The organism is Ilumatobacter sp. (assembly GCF_041688325.1).
In the GTDB taxonomy this organism is placed as follows: Bacteria; Actinomycetota; Acidimicrobiia; order Acidimicrobiales; family Ilumatobacteraceae; genus Ilumatobacter_A.
Genome location: NZ_JBDNIJ010000005.1, coordinates 1 through 16,705, shown reverse-complemented (window position 1 = coordinate 16,705; position 16,705 = coordinate 1). Strand labels below are relative to the sequence as shown.

19 protein-coding genes and 1 pseudogene are annotated in these 16,705 nt (G+C 63.8%); 11 read left to right on the top strand and 9 right to left on the bottom strand.

Going from position 1 to position 16,705, the window contains the following annotated elements; all coding sequences use genetic code 11:
- The coding region (locus tag ACH2EI_RS00330; protein WP_395158808.1) for an ATP-binding protein at window positions 1-333 on the top strand (333 nt) is incomplete at its 5' end.
- Window positions 334-495: 162 nt separating this feature from the next.
- Here ACH2EI_RS00330 and ACH2EI_RS00325 read toward each other — a convergent pair.
- Both ACH2EI_RS00325 and ACH2EI_RS00320 read right to left on the bottom strand, forming a co-directional pair.
- Window positions 496-1,860 (bottom strand): ATP-binding protein, encoded by a 1,365-nt coding sequence (locus ACH2EI_RS00325; protein ID WP_395154222.1) that lies wholly within the window; start codon window positions 1,858-1,860, stop codon window positions 496-498.
- Window positions 1,857-2,543: a response regulator transcription factor gene (locus ACH2EI_RS00320; protein ID WP_395154223.1), complete on the bottom strand. Its 687-nt coding sequence runs from the start codon at window positions 2,541-2,543 to the stop codon at window positions 1,857-1,859. Before ACH2EI_RS00320 ends, ACH2EI_RS00325 begins: the two co-directional genes overlap by 4 nt.
- Before the next feature lie 140 nt (window positions 2,544-2,683).
- On the opposite strand from ACH2EI_RS00320, the gene ACH2EI_RS00315 reads away from it, so the two are divergent.
- On the top strand, window positions 2,684-3,196 hold the full coding sequence (locus tag ACH2EI_RS00315) for a hypothetical protein (RefSeq protein WP_395154224.1): 513 nt from the start codon (window positions 2,684-2,686) through the stop codon (window positions 3,194-3,196).
- A 214-nt stretch (window positions 3,197-3,410) separates the two neighbouring features.
- On the opposite strand, the pseudogene ACH2EI_RS00310 reads toward ACH2EI_RS00315, so the two are convergent.
- Window positions 3,411-4,181 (bottom strand): annotated as a pseudogene (locus tag ACH2EI_RS00310) (DUF389 domain-containing protein).
- A gap of 41 nt (window positions 4,182-4,222) precedes the next feature.
- Window positions 4,223-4,429, bottom strand: a complete 207-nt coding sequence (locus ACH2EI_RS00305) for a hypothetical protein (RefSeq protein WP_395152154.1) — start codon at window positions 4,427-4,429, stop codon at window positions 4,223-4,225.
- 166 nt (window positions 4,430-4,595) lie between these two features.
- On the opposite strand from ACH2EI_RS00305, the gene ACH2EI_RS00300 reads away from it, so the two are divergent.
- Together ACH2EI_RS00300 and ACH2EI_RS00295 are read left to right on the top strand one after the other, a co-directional pair.
- Entirely contained in the window at window positions 4,596-5,111 is a 516-nt protein-coding gene (locus ACH2EI_RS00300) for a PepSY domain-containing protein (protein WP_395152152.1), read from the top strand.
- A gap of 407 nt (window positions 5,112-5,518) precedes the next feature.
- A complete protein-coding gene (locus ACH2EI_RS00295) occupies window positions 5,519-5,881 on the top strand; it encodes a phosphatidylglycerol lysyltransferase domain-containing protein (RefSeq protein ID WP_395152156.1) in 363 nt (120 codons plus the stop codon).
- 271 nt (window positions 5,882-6,152) lie between these two features.
- Here ACH2EI_RS00295 and ACH2EI_RS00290 read toward each other — a convergent pair whose 3' ends face one another.
- The 5 genes from ACH2EI_RS00290 to ACH2EI_RS00270 all read right to left on the bottom strand — a co-directional run bounded on the left by ACH2EI_RS00290 (window position 6,153) and on the right by ACH2EI_RS00270 (window position 10,870).
- Window positions 6,153-7,109 carry an FAD:protein FMN transferase gene (locus ACH2EI_RS00290; RefSeq protein ID WP_395152148.1) on the bottom strand — a complete coding sequence of 319 codons (957 nt, stop codon included), beginning with the start codon at window positions 7,107-7,109 and terminating at the stop codon, window positions 6,153-6,155.
- A 362-nt stretch (window positions 7,110-7,471) separates the two neighbouring features.
- Entirely contained in the window at window positions 7,472-8,128 is a 657-nt protein-coding gene (locus ACH2EI_RS00285; protein ID WP_395152146.1) for a hypothetical protein, read from the bottom strand.
- 12 nt (window positions 8,129-8,140) lie between these two features.
- The gene (locus ACH2EI_RS00280) at window positions 8,141-9,196 is read right to left on the bottom strand and encodes an ABC transporter permease (RefSeq protein WP_395152144.1); all 1,056 of its coding nucleotides are present in this window, start codon (window positions 9,194-9,196) and stop codon (window positions 8,141-8,143) included.
- Complete coding sequence (locus tag ACH2EI_RS00275; RefSeq protein WP_395152142.1) at window positions 9,189-10,100, bottom strand: ABC transporter permease; 912 nt, start codon at window positions 10,098-10,100, stop codon at window positions 9,189-9,191. Before ACH2EI_RS00275 ends, ACH2EI_RS00280 begins: the two co-directional genes overlap by 8 nt.
- The gene (locus ACH2EI_RS00270) at window positions 10,097-10,870 is read right to left on the bottom strand and encodes an ABC transporter ATP-binding protein (protein WP_395152140.1); all 774 of its coding nucleotides are present in this window, start codon (window positions 10,868-10,870) and stop codon (window positions 10,097-10,099) included. Before ACH2EI_RS00270 ends, ACH2EI_RS00275 begins: the two co-directional genes overlap by 4 nt.
- A gap of 144 nt (window positions 10,871-11,014) precedes the next feature.
- On the opposite strand from ACH2EI_RS00270, the gene ACH2EI_RS00265 reads away from it, so the two are divergent.
- The 7 genes from ACH2EI_RS00265 to ACH2EI_RS00235 form a co-directional block, all read left to right on the top strand.
- Complete coding sequence (locus tag ACH2EI_RS00265) at window positions 11,015-12,274, top strand: phosphodiester glycosidase family protein (RefSeq protein WP_395158806.1); 1,260 nt, start codon at window positions 11,015-11,017, stop codon at window positions 12,272-12,274.
- Between the two features lie 109 nt (window positions 12,275-12,383).
- Entirely contained in the window at window positions 12,384-13,307 is a 924-nt protein-coding gene (locus ACH2EI_RS00260) for a UbiA prenyltransferase family protein (protein ID WP_395158804.1), read from the top strand.
- Window positions 13,304-13,450 carry a hypothetical protein gene (locus ACH2EI_RS00255; RefSeq protein WP_395152134.1) on the top strand — a complete coding sequence of 49 codons (147 nt, stop codon included), beginning with the start codon at window positions 13,304-13,306 and terminating at the stop codon, window positions 13,448-13,450. Before ACH2EI_RS00260 ends, ACH2EI_RS00255 begins: the two co-directional genes overlap by 4 nt.
- On the top strand, window positions 13,447-13,956 hold the full coding sequence (locus ACH2EI_RS00250) for an alpha/beta hydrolase (protein WP_395158803.1): 510 nt from the start codon (window positions 13,447-13,449) through the stop codon (window positions 13,954-13,956). The genes ACH2EI_RS00255 and ACH2EI_RS00250 overlap by 4 nt, the downstream gene beginning before the upstream one ends.
- Window positions 13,953-14,936: an undecaprenyl-diphosphate phosphatase gene (locus ACH2EI_RS00245; protein ID WP_395158801.1), complete on the top strand. Its 984-nt coding sequence runs from the start codon at window positions 13,953-13,955 to the stop codon at window positions 14,934-14,936. The genes ACH2EI_RS00250 and ACH2EI_RS00245 overlap by 4 nt, the downstream gene beginning before the upstream one ends.
- Window positions 14,937-15,075: 139 nt before the next feature.
- Entirely contained in the window at window positions 15,076-16,158 is a 1,083-nt protein-coding gene (locus ACH2EI_RS00240) for a hypothetical protein (RefSeq protein ID WP_395158799.1), read from the top strand.
- Window positions 16,142-16,705, top strand: a 564-nt coding sequence (locus ACH2EI_RS00235) for a peptidoglycan-binding protein (protein WP_395158797.1), incomplete at its 3' end; no start/stop codon positions are given. The genes ACH2EI_RS00240 and ACH2EI_RS00235, both read left to right, overlap by 17 nt.

The window sequence follows — 16,705 nt, the reverse complement described above, 5'->3', positions numbered from 1 at the left end:
CAACTAATCCGTGTCGTGCGCAATCTGGTCGACAACGCCCTTCGGCACGCACAAGCACGGGTGCTCGTCTCGGTGACGAGCACCGACGAGGGGCTCGTGGTACTTGCCGTCGAGGACGACGGCCCTGGAGTCGCCGAGCCAGATCGTGAACGGATCTTCGAGCGATTCCGCCGCTCCGACGAGGCCAGAACACGCGACGACGGCGGATCTGGCCTCGGTCTCGCCATCGTGGCTGGGATCGTCGCCGATCATTTTGGGACGGTGTCCGTCGACATGAGCCCAGCGCTCGGCGGGGCTCGTTTCGCGGCCACGCTCGCCGACGCCCGGCTCTGAAGCTACGCGACCGCAGATGCGATGGATCGTTCCGAATGCGACGACGAGTACGCGGCCTTGCTCCGGGACACCGTGCTCGCCGAATTCTCCGTCGTTGCTCGGTCCACCTACCACTTCGTGGACATCGACGCCGTGGCCCTCACGCCGCAACTACAGCTCCGGTTACGTGATGGCGGGCGAGTCGGCGGTGGGAATCTCGATCACGAACGCTGCTCCACCGAGATCGGCGTCATCGATCGTGATCGTTCCACGATGCGCAGCAACGATGTCGGCCACGATCGCGAGACCGAGACCGGTGCCGCCGGCATTGCGAGTACGTGCTTCGTCCAGCCGGACGAATCGTTCAAACACATGCGGCCGCATGTCGACCGGAATGCCGGGTCCGTCGTCACTGACCGTTAACCGAGCCACTGGACCCGTGATCGTCAGATCGAGGTCGATGCGACCGGCCGCATGCAACTCAGCATTGTGCACCACGTTCCTCAACATCCGCTGCAACTGGGCCTCGTCACCTTGGACGAGGCACGGTATGCCGACACCGGTCAGTGAGATGACGAGGTCGGGTCGACGGATCGTTGTCCGCGCGGATTGCAGGAGTGGTGCGAGATCGACCGGGTTGGCCGGTGGCTGTTCGGCGTCGAGATGGGCGAGCAGCAGCAGGTCCTCGGTGAGTATTTGTAGGCGCTCGACGTCGCCGAGCAGGTTGTCGGCAACGTTGACCCAGTTCGACTGCGCCGGATGGGTGACCGAGATCTCAAGGTCCGCTCGAAGCGCTGCGAGCGGACTGCGCAGTTCATGGCTTGCGTCGGCCACGAATCGCCGTTGCTTGGCGACTGCTGTGTCGAGGCGCATCAGTGTGGCATTGACCGTCGTTGCGAGTTCGGCGATCTCGTCGGTCACCGTGCCGACGGGCACTCGGCGGTGTAAATCGCTAGCGGTGATCTCCGACATGGTCGAGGTGATCTCACGAACCGGGCGGAGCGTCCGGCCGACCACCCACCAGGCGAGTGCCCCGACGAGCAGCGTCAACAGTGGCACGCCGATCACCAAGAGCAGGACGACCGCAGCGGTCGTCGATCGGACTCCGCTGAGACTCTCGCCGGCGTACACCGTGACTGACCCGGTGCTTGTCGAGACAGTCAGCGTCGCGACCCGCATCTCTCCCAGGTCTGGCAGCGGCGCGACGACAACGGTGTCGGTTTGCGGACTGGATTCGGGTGGTCGGTACGGCGAGATTGCTTCCTCGCCCTCGATGTTCGAGGTTGACGCGATCACCAGAGAAGAGGCGTCGACGACTTGCACGTAGGCGGATTCCTCGCCGGGGAGCGCCAGCGTGGGAGGCAGCCCCCCGCCCTCGGCCAGGGCGGCGACGTCGCGGGCGCGCAGTTCCGCTGCGGTGGTCGCGGCGTCGTCGAGTCTTGACTGCAACGTCATCGTGAGGATCGCAGCGCCGACTGCGAGGACGATGCCGACCGAGATCGCGGCGAGTGTCGCAATGCGCAGCCGAAGTCCATGGCGGACCGTCATCTTGGCACCGCGCAAGCGTCTATGAGGCGATAGCCGGCGCCACGGACGGTGAGCAGGCTGTCGGTGTCGAACGGCTTGTCGATCTTCCGTCGGATGTTCGAGATGTGGACCTCGATGACGCTGGGGTTGCCCTCGTAGGCAAAGTCCCACGCGTGTTCGAGCAGATCGGCTTTGGAGACAACTTGGCCTGACCGGTGTGCGAGATACTCGACGATCGCCAGCTCTTTCGCAGTGAGGTCGATCGTGACGCCACGTCGCCGACAAATTCGTGAGGCAGGGTCGACTTCGAGATCACCCACTGCGAGGAGCGCCGGTCGTTGGGTGGAGCCGCGGCGGACGAGTGCGCGGAGGTGCGCAACGAGCACGACGAACGAGAAGGGTTTCGTGAGATAGTCGTCGGCTCCGGTGTCGAGTGCTTCGGCCTCGTCATACTCACCGGCTTTCGCAGTGAGCATCAAGATCGGTGTCCAGTTCTCCTGGTCGCGGAGTGTGGCGCACACACGGAAGCCGTTGAGCTTGGGGAGCATGATGTCCAGCACGATGGCGTCGTATGCATTCACTGAGGCGAGCCACACCCCTTCTTCTCCATCGAAGGCGTTGTCGACCGAGAATCCCTCGGCGACCAGCCCGCGCTTGATCGTGGTGGCCAGTCGATTGTCGTCCTCGACGACCAGAACGCGCATATATGAAGTGTAATCGTGGGCACCTGAAGGCCAGCTGAAGCCGCCGTTCAGGTTGCTTCAGGACGTCTGAAGGTGCCCGCGCTCATGATGCATACATCGCAGACGACCCCCGCCTGCGACCAACCCAAAAGGAATTGACCATGACTTCCCGAATCACGAGAATCGGTTTCACCGCAGCCGCAGGGCTCGGCGTCTTCGCCGGCGCCGCCGGCCTCACCGCCGCGGCCAGCGGCAACAATGCTCCAGCCCCGACACCTGTCGGCATCGAAGCCCCTGGCCCCGACGTCGAGGAGCCCGGTGACACCGGCATCAACTGCGAGAATGGCATCGACACTGCAACCGGCGCTGAGTGTGACGGCGGGCCGGCCGTTGCACAGGCCGAGGAAGCAACGGAGGCCCCCGATGCCGACGAGGACGCTGCGACGGACGCCGCTGCTTCAACAGATGCGAACTCGGCATCCGGCATCGTCTCGGCGCAAGTCGCGCCAGCACAGACCGACCCAACGCCCGTGCCGGCCGAGACCGAGACGGAGGGCGCCGGAGACGAGGCCGATGACGGCATCGACCACCAGTTCGAAGGCGAAGAGATTGGCGAGAACGGCAACGGAATCCCCGATGCCGACGATCTGAACGGCACCGAAGAGACTGGCTGACCTCGGACCGAAGCGGGGAACGGACGATCCCCGGTCCGCTCCCCGCTTTTTCGCGTTCGGGAACGCCGTCGACGTTCATCCGACGTTCAAATCGGTTCAGCTCGCGTACGGGTTGTTTCAGGATTCCCAAAGGTGCGATCCGCCACGATGCAATCAGTGATCGACGCCGTGTTGATCACACAACGAGAGGACCCACCAAATGAATTTCAAGAACTCAAAACGCAAGATCGCCGCGGGCAACGGCTACGTCGTCCATCAGGACAGCTGCAACGACTGACCGTCGGCACCGTGGCCTTGCCGCCGTTGTCTTCACCCTGCAGAGCATCACTACGGAGTTGCCTCCGCCGATCGTCTCGGCGATCCGGCGCGTCACGGCGGCCTGCGTCCGAGTTGTGTTCATCGCTCGGTTGTATGCAATCCCGAGAGGAATCGCGACCGCAACCACCGCAAGGGACGCTCCGATGAGACCGGCGACCACACCGGTCGTCGCGGTACGCAAACGGGGGAGTGGAACGAAGCCGGTGACGATCAGTACGGCCGCCGCGGCGATGGTGATACCGACGAGGTTCGCACCGAAGAGGGTGAACGCTCCGGCGGCGAGCGTCCAGCGCTGCTCCTCGAGCATCAGTCCGATGGCCGTCAGTGGCATGGCGAGGTGAACGGCGATCGCCACACCCACCAAGGAGTTCGACAGTCACGGTCGCGTGCGGACGTAAGCGCCGGCTGTACCGGCGAGAACTGCGACACCGAGGTCTCTGAGATCCGGATTCGTCCGAGCGAGAATCTGTGTGTTCGGCGTTGCATCGGGCAGAGTCAGGCCGACCAGACGACGGGTGAGGTGGAAGTCGGGAGGCCGGACGAGCAGCCCCACAAGTTTGGCCTGCTCACCCAGGGGATCCGCGTCGAGTTCAGCCTGTTCGACCTCAAGCGCTACGGATTCTGCGTCGCGCTGGCTACTTACAGAGACCCACTCGCCGGCAGCCATCGACAGCACAGACGCGTTGTGTCCGGGACTTACGCCAGTGCTCATGACCATGGAGCGTAGAACCCAGACGCGCTGCGTCGACGGCTCCTGACTTCGAACGCCACGTCGAGGCGTGCCATTGCCAAGACGAATGCGATGGCCGCGACCATCGCAGCTGCCACTGTGGCGATATTAGTTACCGAGATGGCGGTGAGCGTGAAGAGGAACGACTCCTGAACGCGTCGTCTGTGTGCGAGGAGAAGGAGCATCGGGCATCGGTCGAATCGGTGCGGATGTGACCACGCGAAGGCGATCGTGAGTCTCGCTTCCTGAATGGGCTTTCAGGTTGCTTCAGGTTCCTTGAAGGTGGCGAGGAGGAGTGTGGGTTTCAGTTCATCGGGAGCCGCTCGGTGAACTTGAAAGGAATCGCCCAGAATGCGTATCACCAAGCGAAGTGTCTATTCAGGTCTTGCCGGAGTCGGCATCCTCCTCGGAACCGGTGGCCTTGCAGCCGCTGCAACGGGCACCGATGCCGCTCCGGCTCCTGCTGCGGTTGTGCAGCAGACCGATCCAGCGACCACGGTCGACAACGAAGGCAACGAGGTCGATGAAGGCAACGAGGTCGATGAAGGCAACGAGGGACCGGAGACACCGCCGGATTACACCTCGAGTGTGCAGACGACCCCGGAGGACGAGACCGCTGATGCGGCCGAGACCCCCGAGAGTGAAGCTGCCGAGGATGCTGCGTTGTCAGCCCTTGCGACGGTGTCGCCTGATGAGGCGGCGGCGGCGGCGTTGGCGTCACAGCCGGGAACGGTGGGTGAGGTCGAACTCGCCAACGAGGCCGGCAACGTCGTGTACGAGGTCGAGATCGCCACGGATGCTGGTGGTGAGGTCGAAGTGATCATCGACGCTGGTAACGGCAGCGTGTTGGCATCTGCTGCTGAGTGATCGGTGTCGACAGGTTTTCCTCATGAACGAGCCATCTACCGCCCGTGACGGCGACGGCATTGTTCCTCTGGGGCAACTGACACCGGTCGGCTGACCGCCAGCCAACCGGTGCAACGACGAGGGTCGGAGCTTTCGAGCTCCGACCCTCGAACGCGTTTCGAGCGAGTGATCTTGCTTTCAGCCGGAGTTCAGCCTGAGATCTGCATGATGTCCCATCGGCATCCTGCCGACCACCGGCGATCGAGCGCCGGGTCCGAAGTGGAGGCGCCGGTCGATCCAACGACGGAGCCGGGTACCGAACCAGCGCACTCCAATGTCCTCCGACGAGTCGGCTACGTGATCCCGTTCGCCGCCACGGCGCGGTTCGTAGACCCAAATGAGCCGACCTTTTTGCGACGCGTGATGCCCTGTGTGCAGCGTCGCCGACGGGTCGGATCGAGACGTTCGTCAACCTCCTCGCCGTCGACCAGGGCACGGATGGCAACTTCGACCTCATGCGTCGGCGCCGGGACGCTCCGGGCAGTGTGATGGATCTGCTGTTCGTCACGATGATCGAACGCTTCCGGATCGACGGCCAGCAGGGCATGAACCTCGGCCTCGCACCGCAGGTCGCGGCCACCGGGAACGCGCCACGTTTCATGCGATGGCAGGCCGCATTCGCTATGTCGTGGGACAACGTCAAGCAGTTTCGACTGGTGCGGATCATGACCAGCTCGTTCGTGCAGACCGTGCCCGGCATTGGCGCCGCCAGCAGCTACCTCATCGAATAGGACAGCGGCTCATCGTCTGCGCTGACGGCGGTGATGACCGCGGCCATCATGACGTTCGCCGGTAGGCGCCGACAGGTCTTGCTCGGAGCGCTCATTGCTCTGCAGGTGGTCTTCCTCATGGCGACGGAGGAATCTGCCTGTGGGCGCATCACCTGATCGAAATCGCCGTTGCTGTGGGGGTTGTCGTGTTCCTCGACCACCGGCGGTCCGTGGGAGTCCTTCGGAACGTCGCGGCGGCGAGGTCGCTCGAGCCGGTCTGAGCGAGGCGGATTCACCGGGTTTCGTGAGATGCCCAGCTCTGACTTGTGCGCACGAATCCACTGTTTTCGAGGATGAGACAACTGATCGTCTTGTCGTTGAGATCGCAAGGCCTCAACTCGGCGTTGCAGCGCTCGACGAATCCAACTCCCTCCTCGGGCGCGAGTATCGAGAGCGTCTCGGACACAAGTGCGGCGCTGCAAGCTTTGCGTGCAATCGTCGTCGACGACGTCCGGACGGGCGTGGAGTTGCCCGTGCGAGGGTCGATGCCCACGTCTGAAACGCGTGCACGGGAACGGTTGCGGTGTCGGGGAGGCTGCACGGCAATCGTTCCCTCATGGAGTCGGATCGTGGAGATCGGCGTCGGGCTCACATTGGCGCGTGTCGTGTCGTGGAGTACAAGATCGATGTGGTTGTTGCCTCGCCGTGCGGTCAGTCCGGCGATCGTCAGGCTGATGCCGGACAGGTCATATTCGAGCATGGCGAGGTCAACGGCGCGATCGGCGTAGTGGCCGATCGCGACTGCGCTCACATCCAGTCCTTGGCAGTCGTCGACCCGATGCAACTCACTTCCCGTGAACGTATACGGAGCGTGTGCAATCTCTGCGACCGCCTTTTTCAACTGACGGCCGCTCGGACGACAACCAGTCTGAGCAGCAGCGGTCCACAGCCGATGCAGTCGCATTGCTCGCACGTTGAATGCCCCGTTGCTCAAGCGTTGCCATGTGAGCGCCACCCGGAGTACGTCGTCGAACTCCGGTGTGGTCTCCACGGACCTTGGATGTCGCATCCAGAGCGAGAGCATGCTGTTTCGATCGGCAGGGTCGAATAGATCGTTGGCTCTTCGCACCTCATCACCGACGAATTGCTCGGCGAGCTGAGCGTTGTTGTTATCTGCCGCCGTTGCTCGCACCTCCACCCGGCGGCCGAGTAGAACGGCGGGCAAGGTCTGTGCATCGAGCATCGTCATGGGTTCATCATCGTCCTTGCCGCCTGAAGTCGGCCTGAAGGATGCTGAACCTCATCTGACTGTCCCGTCGCCGACAAGTCAAAGTTACGGAGGGGCCGAGTTGGTCAGCAGCGAAGCTCGCTGATGGTGACCGAGTCGAGTCCGACCGAGCCAAGTGATCGAGGATGATAGGAAGCGCATCGAGGGTGTAGCGATGGCCGAAGTGCAGGTTGATGATCGCTCCAGAGTGCACGCCCTCGATCACGTTGGCGACGGCGGTGTCGGCGCCGGGCTCTCGGAAATCTCGGAAATCTCGGGAATCGACTGACGCTGTCATACCCAGTCGGGCTGCCGCCGTGCCCGAGAATCGCGGATGGCAGGTCTCAGTCCGCCGTTTCGGCGCCGCCGGCGTCCTTCATGACTGTCGCGGTCTGGGCAGCGGCTTCGGTGGCGCTGACTTCGACGGTGACCTCTTGAGCGTTGATGGAAGTCTTATACAAGCTGAAGTCGTTGACGGGGAAGTGGTCGGCTGCTCCGGTGTTGTCGAAGTGGGCAACTCGTGTGCCCCCGGCCGGGATCGTGAACGACGCGGGGAGCTTGGTGTAGTAGCTCTCGCTGATGTTGGCGGTGGGGTCGTTGAATGTGTAGTACACCTCGAATCCGTTGAGGTCGGTCGACCCGGTGTTCGAGAGTGCGATCTCGAGATGGTCGTCGGTGGCCTTGCCGGCTGCGTCGACGTTGTTCTCGACGAGGACCGAGTCGATGGTGAGCGCCTGAGCGGTCGCCGTGTTCGTGATCGGGTTGGCCGTGACCGGCAGGATCTGGCCGCCGTTGGGCGCGGCAGTTGATCCGGCTGCCGGACTTGATCCCGCCGCCGAGGCGTTGGTTGCAGCCGGCGTTGCCGTGGTGGTGCTTCCGCCACATGCGGCGAGGGTGAGGGCTCCGGCCGTCACTGCGGCGGCGATGATCGTGGTTCTGCGTCGACGCTGCGGGCGGCTGGTCGGGGTGGTGTGATGGTCGGTCGTGGGGGTGGTGTACATGGGTTGCTCCTTCTAGGAGGTTTGGGGGATGGTGGGTTGGCGGCGGAAGCTGCGGCGCAGTCCGAGCACGAGAATGGTCGGGTACAGGAGCAGCCAGCCGATGTCGTTGCGTTTCTCGTTGAGCAGTTGGCCGAGGCTGAAGCCGCGATATTTGGTCGGGACGTCGGTCATCGCGAACGAGAAGCGTTCGAAATGCTTGGCGAAGGAGAGTTCCTCGATGCCGATGCGTGTCTTTTCGTAGGCGGTGAAGTGTTGGAGGATCGTCGTCTCGCCAGCTCGATCGAGGCCCAAGGCGGCGAAGAGGCCGCCGGGGATCTGGTTGTCGGCGTCGAGGGTGTCACCGAGTTGGGGCAGGATCAGCACGACGAGGAGCCAGATGCCGAGCGCGATCATCAACCCGTTGGCCGCAACCTTGGTGTTGGCGGTGGCGATTGCTCCAACGCAGTAGAAGACACCCATGTAGACGATGGCCGCGACGTAGGCGAGGAACAGTTTGAAACCCTGCGCAGCGTTGATCCAGTCATTGCCGATGGTGCCGACGCTGACGATGCCTACGAAGGCGGTCACAGCGACGAGTGTGGCGATGACGGCGAGTGCGCCGAGCAGGCTTCCGGTCGCCTGCTCGCTAGCGGTGACGGGCCGCGACCGTATGAGCGTGAGGGTCCGGTTGCTGCGTTCCCGTGACACGGTGAGGTAGCCGAGGGCGATCGCGATGACCGCGCCGATGATCTCCAGGTACTCCAGCGACCCACGCAGGAGCGACAGCGGAGCGAGGAGTGACGGCGCAATCTGTGTGATGCCACCTGCTTGGGCGGCGGCTTTGTAGGTCTCGTAGTCGGCGAGTTGGCTGCGGTAGTCGACCGACGCGATGTACACCGACACGGCGGTGACGGCCATGAGAATTGCGAGCAGGGCGAGCAGAATGCGGCTTCGTACGGCCGCGCGGTATTCGTGCTGAGCGAGCGCCAAGACACGCGATCGGGAACTGTCAGCCACTGATGGTGGAGCGCCCATCTGGGTCTGCGGTGCGGATGAGGGGGTCGAGGGGGCGGTGGTGGTGTCAGTCACTGGAAGTTCCTGTCGAGTAGTCGTGACGTTGGACGAGAATCACTGTCGCGATGGCAAGCAACGCGGCGAGTCCGGCAATGGAGAGCAGGCCGCCGATGGAGTTGCCGCCGTCGGTCGAGGTCTGCAGTACGTGGCCGCTGATCTGCTTGTACTGCTCGACGACCGAGAAGGGCCGCGCCTTGGATGTTGCCCGGAAGAAGGCCTGGGAGGTGCTGACGGGATCGGTGATCGGGTTCAGCGACTGGGTCGGACGGAGCCCGGACGTCACCTGAGGAACGGCGAAGGTAATCACGAGCCAGGCACCCATCGCTGAGAGCAGGGCGAGGGATCGGCGGCGAGTGACGAGCACGGTGGCCATGCCGATGAGCGCGAACACCATCAGGTACAGCCAAGACAGTCCGTAGAAGGTGGCGAGTCGGCCGAGTTCAGCGACGGTCGGTGCGGCACGGTTGACGATCAGTAGCGACAGCGCGGAGACCGTGAGGCTGAACACGAGGATCGCGAGCAGTACGGAGGCTGCGCCGACGATCTTGCCGATCACATAGCTGGTGCGTGTGACCTGCCGGGAGAACACGAGTCGCCCGACGCCGTCGGTCTCGTCATCCGCGAGGCTGACGTGACCCAGTACCACTGCGAGGAGTGCGCCGATCAGGGGGATGTAGACCACCATGTTTGACAGCAGCGAGAGGGTGGGCTTCAGCCGGAACGGGTTCTCCGGTGCGGGAAGACCCTGCGCGGCGAGGAGCTTGACCGATTCGTCGTAGACCCCGACGATGGTGCGATGGCTCGACCAGCCGAGTACCCCGGCGAGCGCCGTCATCACGAGCAGGGTGGCCAGCAGGCCGATGAAGGTGCGTTGGCGTCGCAGCGACAGGATCTGGTGGCGGGCGATCGTCGCGATCATGACGGGATTGCTTCCATCCGGACGTAGATGTCTTCGAGTGATGTCTCGTCGGGGAATCGGGCGGTGGTTGCCTCGATCGTGTCCTTGTAGATCAGTTCGCCATGATTGAGTACGCCGATGGTGGTGCACACCTTCGCCACCTCGCTCAGCAGGTGGGTGTTCATGAACACCGTCATGCCGAGATCGCTGTTGAGTCGCAGGATGGTGTCGCGGAGTTGGCGTACACCGACGGGGTCGAGGCCGGAGGTCGGTTCGTCGAGGAACAGAACGCTCGGTTTGTGGATGATTGCCTGGGCGATGCCAACACGTTGACGCATGCCCGTCGAGAACGACCCGACGCGACGGTCTGCAAGATCTGAACATTCGAGGTAGTCGAGCGTCTCGAGTGCGGCGCTTCGTGCGTCGACGACTCCGGACAACTTGGCAAAGAACTCCAGGTTCTCGCGGGCGGTCATGTGCGGATACATCCGTACCTCGGCTGGCAGGTACCCAATCTGCGATGTCACTTCGTGTCGTTGGGTGACGACATCGAAGCCCTGTACCCGAGCGGTACCCGACGTCGGAGTGATCAGTGTCGTCAGGATGTTCACTGCCGTTGTCTTGCCAGCGCCGTTGTGGCCGAGGAACCCAAAGATCTCGCCACGCTCGATCGTGAGGTCGACACCACGGAGGACGGGCTCGACGTCGTAGGTGTGGTTGAGGCCGACCATCTCGATCGCCGCCGTCGTCGTACGCTGTGCCGCAAATCGGTCTGTATCCATCGTCTGCATAGCTGTCACTCTTTCGTTTCAGGCCCACCCGGCGAATGCGAAGCGGTGCGAGCCTCACGTTGCTCCCGGCTTGCTGAACCCAGGCTGAAACCACCGAACTCCGACTTCAGCTCCAGTTCAGGACACGCCCGGGAAGGTGAGGGCATGTCGAAAGCCCCCGCCTCCGTACTCGATCGTCCCACCGCCGAACAGCTCATCGTTGTCGACTTTGTTCACGTTGATGGGGAATTCAATCGTGACGCCGCTGGCGGAAAGCGTCTGCGCGAGCGGCGGATACGACGATTCGTATGGCGTCGTTGGAAGGCCCTGCTTGTGGTCTTCGTAGTCACGATGGGTTCGACCTCGTACTCGTACGGCACGTATCTTGCGGCACCGGGAACGGCGTCGAACGGTGAGCGCACTGTCGACTGGGCTCGCGATCACGGCGGCGACGGTGTGATCAATCGGGTCGAGCAGTGGTGGTACACCCGCAGGCCCCCCGGCAACGGTGTCCCGGATGCTTCGAAGCTGCCCGCCGTCCCAGCGCCCGTCGTTGCCCGCGGAGCAACGGTGTCCGGAGCGGTTGCCAACGCAGCACCGGTCGACCTTGTTGCGCTGTCGCCCGATCCGTTGCTGGGCGAAGGTGTCTGGACACCGGAGGCTCAGAGCGTTGACGGCGCACCCGTCCTCTACACCACCTTTCTTCGCCCGGACCCTGACAACACGAACGTCGTCGCCGGCATCATCGAGTTCGATCAGAATCTCGTGCGCACTGTCGCTGTCCCGGGCACTGGCGAGCTTGGCGGCAGCGGATGGGCCTGGGGCTCCAAGATTCCCACCAGCGAACGCGAAACACTCGTGGCCGCATTCAACTCCGGCTTCAAGTTCCAGCACATCGACGGCGGCTACTTCACCGAAGGCCGCACCCCTGAGCCCCTGATCGACGGCAACGCATCGCTGGTGATCGACGGCAACGGGACCGTCGATGTCGGGGCCTGGGGCAGCGACTTCACGATGACGCCCGACGTCGTCACCGTCCGCCAGAACCTGCACCTCATCGTCGACAACGGCCAGGTCGTCTCTGACCTGAAGTCCGATACGTCCGGCAGGTACGGCATTCCGAGGCACCAACTCCAGTTCACCTGGCGATCCGGAATCGGCGTGACCGCCGATGGCAACGTCGTCTTTGTTGCCGGCAACAAGATGACGATGTCGGCGCTCGCCAACGCATTGGCCGGCGCCGGCGCCGTTCGCGGCATGCAGCTCGTCATCCACACCAAGCAGGTCACAGCGACGCTCTTTGCGGCTGTCGACGGAACAAAGGATTCGGTCGTCGGCACGAAGCTGCTCCCGGACATGCCGAAGCCGGCCACCCGCTACCTCAACACCGACCAGCGCGACTTCTTCGCCGTCTTCGTTCGCTGACCCGGCCTCGCCCAACCACCCATCACCACCAGACAGGAACCACCCGATGTCCGCCACCGCCTCCCCAGGACCCATCCTCGAGCGACCGTCACCGAGAGACTTCGACGACTTGTCACGATTGTCTGCTCGCCGCACCGAACTTGACGTCGCTCCGGAGTCGCCGTCGATTCAGTACCGGTTCTCGGCGCGCGAACTCCTCCTCGCCGTCCGTCCGCATCAGTGGATCAAAAATGCGCTCGTCCTGCTCGCTTCGATCGCTTCCGGAGCGATCCTGCATCCGGCGGGGCTCGTCGCTGCGGTGATCGCCACGGTGGCGTTCTGTGCCGCATCGGCAGCGACGTACCTTATGAACGACCTGGCAGACGTCGACGCCGACAAGCTGCATCCCACCAAGCAGCTCCGGCCAATCGCCGCCGGGACGCTGTCGGTCGCTGACGCACAGACTACGACCGTGATCCTCGGCGGTCTTGCATTCGGTCTCGCCGCCGGCCTGGGTGCAGTGTTCGTTGCCGTCCTGCTCGGCTACCTCGCAATGACCACTGCGTACTCGAAAATTCTGAAGCACATCCCGTTCGTCGACGTCGTCACCGTCGCTGCCGGCTTCGTTCTCCGGGTCGTTGCGGGAGGTATCGCTGTCAGCGTCGGCGTCTCCGTCTGGCTCCTCGCCGCGGTGGCCGCCGCGGCGATGCTGATCTCGCTCGGCAAACGCCACGCCGAGGTCGGACGTCTCGGTGTCGACGCAGGTGGCCATCGAGCGGTCCTCGACTGGTACATCCCGGTACGAACCCGAACCCTGATGATCGCGACGCACGCCATCGCGGTCGCGGCTGTGGGAATCTGGTTCGCCATCAGCTTTGCTCTGGCGCTCGCGTTCGCTGGAACGGCAATCGTGGCGCTGATCCTGGAGCGATTCCGTCGGCTCGTTCTCGCCGGCGAGGTCGACGATCCGGTCCGCGTGGTCAGTCACGACCGTCCGATCGCCGCCGCCAGCCTCGTTCTCGGAGCGGGCATGCTCGCCGGCGTGCTGCTGTGACCCCCGTCCAGATCACCCACCTCGGCCTCGGTGCCGCCACTGTGGCGCTCGCCGATATCACAAATGTCGGGATCACCTTCGGGTCGCCGGTGCTGCGCTGCGTGAACCAGCGGCGAACTGCAATGAACAGGTGGATCAGATGAGTCGAAGCGGTGCCACGACCTCGCACAGTCGACGCGACTTCATCCGTTGGGGTGCAGTCGGATTACCGGTGGTCATCGCCGGATGCCAGGCGCTCGTGGCAGTTGCGCCAGATCTCGGTCGCCCGACCTTCGCTGAGTCGTTCGTCACCGATGCGCTGATCCCAGCGATCGACGAGCGCTTCGCACCGAGCCACTACGCGATCAGCGGAATTTCACGGGGCGGAGCGATGGCGCTCGATCTCGCCCTCCGCCACCCCAGCCTCTTCCGCAGCGTCGGACTCCACAGCCCAGCGTCGAATCTTCGACGCACGGTCGACCCGATACCTTGGCGGTGCTGGCTCGACATCGGCCGCGAGGACTACCTCCTCGACGGAGCGCTCAACACAGCGCGCAGCCTCAGCGACAGCGGCATTGACGTTGTCGAGCACATCTGGACCGGTGACCACGAGGACGCATACTGGAAACGCCATCTCGCCAGCTACCTCGCATTTCATCTCGACACATGAGCGACCAACCCGAGCCAGGCCCGGCGCGATCGACGCCCGCCGCACGACAGTCGTCGCCAGTCCGAAGGAAAACACACGCCGACGACATTCGCACCCGCAACATCCAGATCGGCGTCCTCGTCGCTGGTCTCGTTGCACTGTTCTCTCTTCTTGTCGATTCGGCAGGACCGTTGACCCCGGTCAAGGCGCTGATCCTCGGCGTCGTGGAGGGGATCACCGAGTTCATTCCGATCTCGTCGACGGGCCATCTCCTCGTAACGCAACGAATTCTTGGCCTCGGCGAAGGCGCCGGAAAGACCGCTGCTGACACGTACGTTGTCGCGATTCAGATCGGAGCGATCCTTGCGGTCGTTGCGCTCTACCGACAGCGGTTGATACAGCTCGTTCGAGGAGTCGCCGGTCGCGACCAGGTCGGCAGGACTCTGCTGATCCGGCTGGCAATAGCGTTCGTGCCCGCTGCGTTCGTGGGCTTCATTCTCGGTGACACGATCAAGGCCCAGCTCTTCGGTGGATGGCCGGTCGTTGCCGCATGGTTGGCCGGCGGAGTGTTCCTGCTGTGGTGGAAACCACGAAGCGGTTCCATCCCGATCACCGAGTTCACGGTACGTCACGCCGCCATCGTCGGTGCCGCCCAGATTCTCGCCCTCTGGCCGGGCATGAGCAGAAGCTTGACGACGATCGTTGCCGCTCTGGCGATCGGCGCGACGACGACCGCCGCCGTTGAATTCAGCTTCCTGCTCGGCCTTGCCACGCTCTCGGCCGCAACGGCGTACGACCTCACCAAGAACGGCTCGACAATCGTTGCCGACTACGGGATCGTGACACCGTTGCTCGGCGCCTTCGTGGCGTTTGTGACCGCGCTCGCAGCTGTGCGATGGCTCGTTGCGACATTACGAACGCACCCGCTCTCGATCTTCGGGTGGTATCGCATCGCGATCGCCGTGCTGACCGCTGGGCTACTCGGAATCGGCGCGATCTGATGGCAGGTTGCCGGACTGGTATCTACATTCAGCTGACGTTCAGCTGGCTTCGGGCCGCCTTTAGTCGCAGGGTTCGATACTCGTCTCACGATCGGACGTCTGTGTTCGACCGAAACGACTCAGCCTTCGGAGGCACGACATGAACCCACGCACATCTTTTCACTACTCAATGACGGCGGTGGCGCTCGCATTCGTCGTCGCGTCCTGCGCCGGCGGGAGCACCAGCGGAACAGCAGCGCCGGCGTCTGCGGCGCCCGCTGCCTCGGCCGATTCCGCCACGGGCGTCAATCCGGCAACGAGCCAGGCCCCTGGCGCTGATCCGGCGGCGACGCCTGCACCCGAAGCTCCAGCGGCGACGCTTGCACCCGATCCTGTCAACCAACTGTTGGCGCAAAACTGTTTGCCCGGCGCTGGCTCCGCCGATGGTGGCTCGGCCCAAGGCGAGGGTGATGGTTCCGATGGTGCAGAGTTCGGTCTCACGGAGGCAGAAATCACTGTCCGGGTGGACGCCGTTGAGCAGTGCATCGCGACGTGCATGAGCGATGCCGGCTTCGAATACGTCGCCGTCGATTACGCAACCGTCCGCCAGGCGATGGACACCGATAGCAAGCCGAGCGGCATGAAGGCCGACGAGTTCCGATCACAATTCGGCTATGGCATCACCACCCTCTCGCTCACTGCGAACGCGCAAGCGACCCTCGGGCTCGGCCGCAACGTTTCGACTCGCGATGGTCTGCCGCCGTCGGACAGGGCGGCATGGGTGCGCCAACTGTTCGGCGAGAGCGCCGATCAGACGTTCGTGGTCGGCCTGGACAGCGAAGATCTGTCTCGCACCGGTGGCTGCACTCGTGCGTCGGTGACGCTGAACTTCTCCGCCGGTGAACTCGGTCCGGGTTTCGTCAACTACCAGAATTCTGACGGTGCACGGATCGATCAGGACGTCAGGGTGATCGATGCTTACAAGGCCTGGTCGACGTGCATGCGTGACGCCGGCTACGGCTACGACACCTCGGCCAGCATCGATGTCGATCTCATCAGCCGCCTCGCCACCGTCACCCAGGGCGCCGACATCGACACCTTGACCGGCGATGCAGCTGCAGCGCTGACGCAGTTGCAAGGCGAAGAATTGGCCATCGCAGCCTCTGACCACACCTGTGACCTGGCGCACGTTGCCGACATCAAGACGAAGGTCGAAGTAGAAATCCTTGGCGGAGGCGCCTGATGGCGTCCCACTCCGCCAAGCATTGGCAGTGCGCACGTGGTGCGCCTTCGGCGCCGGTCTCGTACCACTGGTCCGAGAACCGGCCGGCAGCCCAGTGAACCGGCGAACACTTGGTGCCGCGACGATCAGTCTTGTCGTGCTCTCTTCGGCAGTCGGCTGGGTTGCCGGGTCGCGTATCCGCAGCCCGGCCGAGGTTGCGTCGCGCACCGCGGCTCCGACCGCGGCTGCAATCCTGGTGCCGGTCGAGGAGCGCGTCTTGTCGACTGACATCGTCACGAGGGGCACGGCTCGGTTCGGGGCGCCCCAGATCGTGTCGGTCACGCCCTCGGGGTGGAAGCCTGATGCGTCGCTGATCACATCGCTCCCGGCGATCGGCACAGAGGTGAACGACGGCGACGTCTTGATGACCACCTCGGGACGTCCCGTGTTCCTCGTTGCCGGCAAGCAGCCAGCGTTCCGCGACATGGGACCAGGTGTCGAGGGCGATGATGTACGCCAGCTCGAAGAGGCGCTTGGTCGCTTCGGCTACGACCCTGGGCCGGTCGAT

What these genes read in the sequence shown, in the direction of transcription:
- ACH2EI_RS00245 (WP_395158801.1), top strand. Translation starts at nt 13,953, where the DNA reads ATGAGCGACCAACCCGAGCCAGGCCCGGCGCGATCGACGCCCGCCGCA.
- ACH2EI_RS00275 (WP_395152142.1), bottom strand. Translation starts at nt 10,100, where the DNA reads ATGATCGCGACGATCGCCCGCCACCAGATCCTGTCGCTGCGACGCCAA.
- ACH2EI_RS00240 (WP_395158799.1), top strand. Translation starts at nt 15,076, where the DNA reads ATGAACCCACGCACATCTTTTCACTACTCAATGACGGCGGTGGCGCTC.
- ACH2EI_RS00265 (WP_395158806.1), top strand. Translation starts at nt 11,015, where the DNA reads ATGTCGAAAGCCCCCGCCTCCGTACTCGATCGTCCCACCGCCGAACAG.
- ACH2EI_RS00270 (WP_395152140.1), bottom strand. Translation starts at nt 10,870, where the DNA reads ATGCAGACGATGGATACAGACCGATTTGCGGCACAGCGTACGACGACG.
- ACH2EI_RS00285 (WP_395152146.1), bottom strand. Translation starts at nt 8,128, where the DNA reads ATGTACACCACCCCCACGACCGACCATCACACCACCCCGACCAGCCGC.
- ACH2EI_RS00305 (WP_395152154.1), bottom strand. Translation starts at nt 4,429, where the DNA reads ATGCTCCTTCTCCTCGCACACAGACGACGCGTTCAGGAGTCGTTCCTC.
- ACH2EI_RS00320 (WP_395154223.1), bottom strand. Translation starts at nt 2,543, where the DNA reads ATGCGCGTTCTGGTCGTCGAGGACGACAATCGACTGGCCACCACGATC.
- ACH2EI_RS00315 (WP_395154224.1), top strand. Translation starts at nt 2,684, where the DNA reads ATGACTTCCCGAATCACGAGAATCGGTTTCACCGCAGCCGCAGGGCTC.
- ACH2EI_RS00250 (WP_395158803.1), top strand. Translation starts at nt 13,447, where the DNA reads ATGAGTCGAAGCGGTGCCACGACCTCGCACAGTCGACGCGACTTCATC.
- ACH2EI_RS00300 (WP_395152152.1), top strand. Translation starts at nt 4,596, where the DNA reads ATGCGTATCACCAAGCGAAGTGTCTATTCAGGTCTTGCCGGAGTCGGC.
- ACH2EI_RS00290 (WP_395152148.1), bottom strand. Translation starts at nt 7,109, where the DNA reads ATGACGATGCTCGATGCACAGACCTTGCCCGCCGTTCTACTCGGCCGC.
- ACH2EI_RS00325 (WP_395154222.1), bottom strand. Translation starts at nt 1,860, where the DNA reads ATGACGGTCCGCCATGGACTTCGGCTGCGCATTGCGACACTCGCCGCG.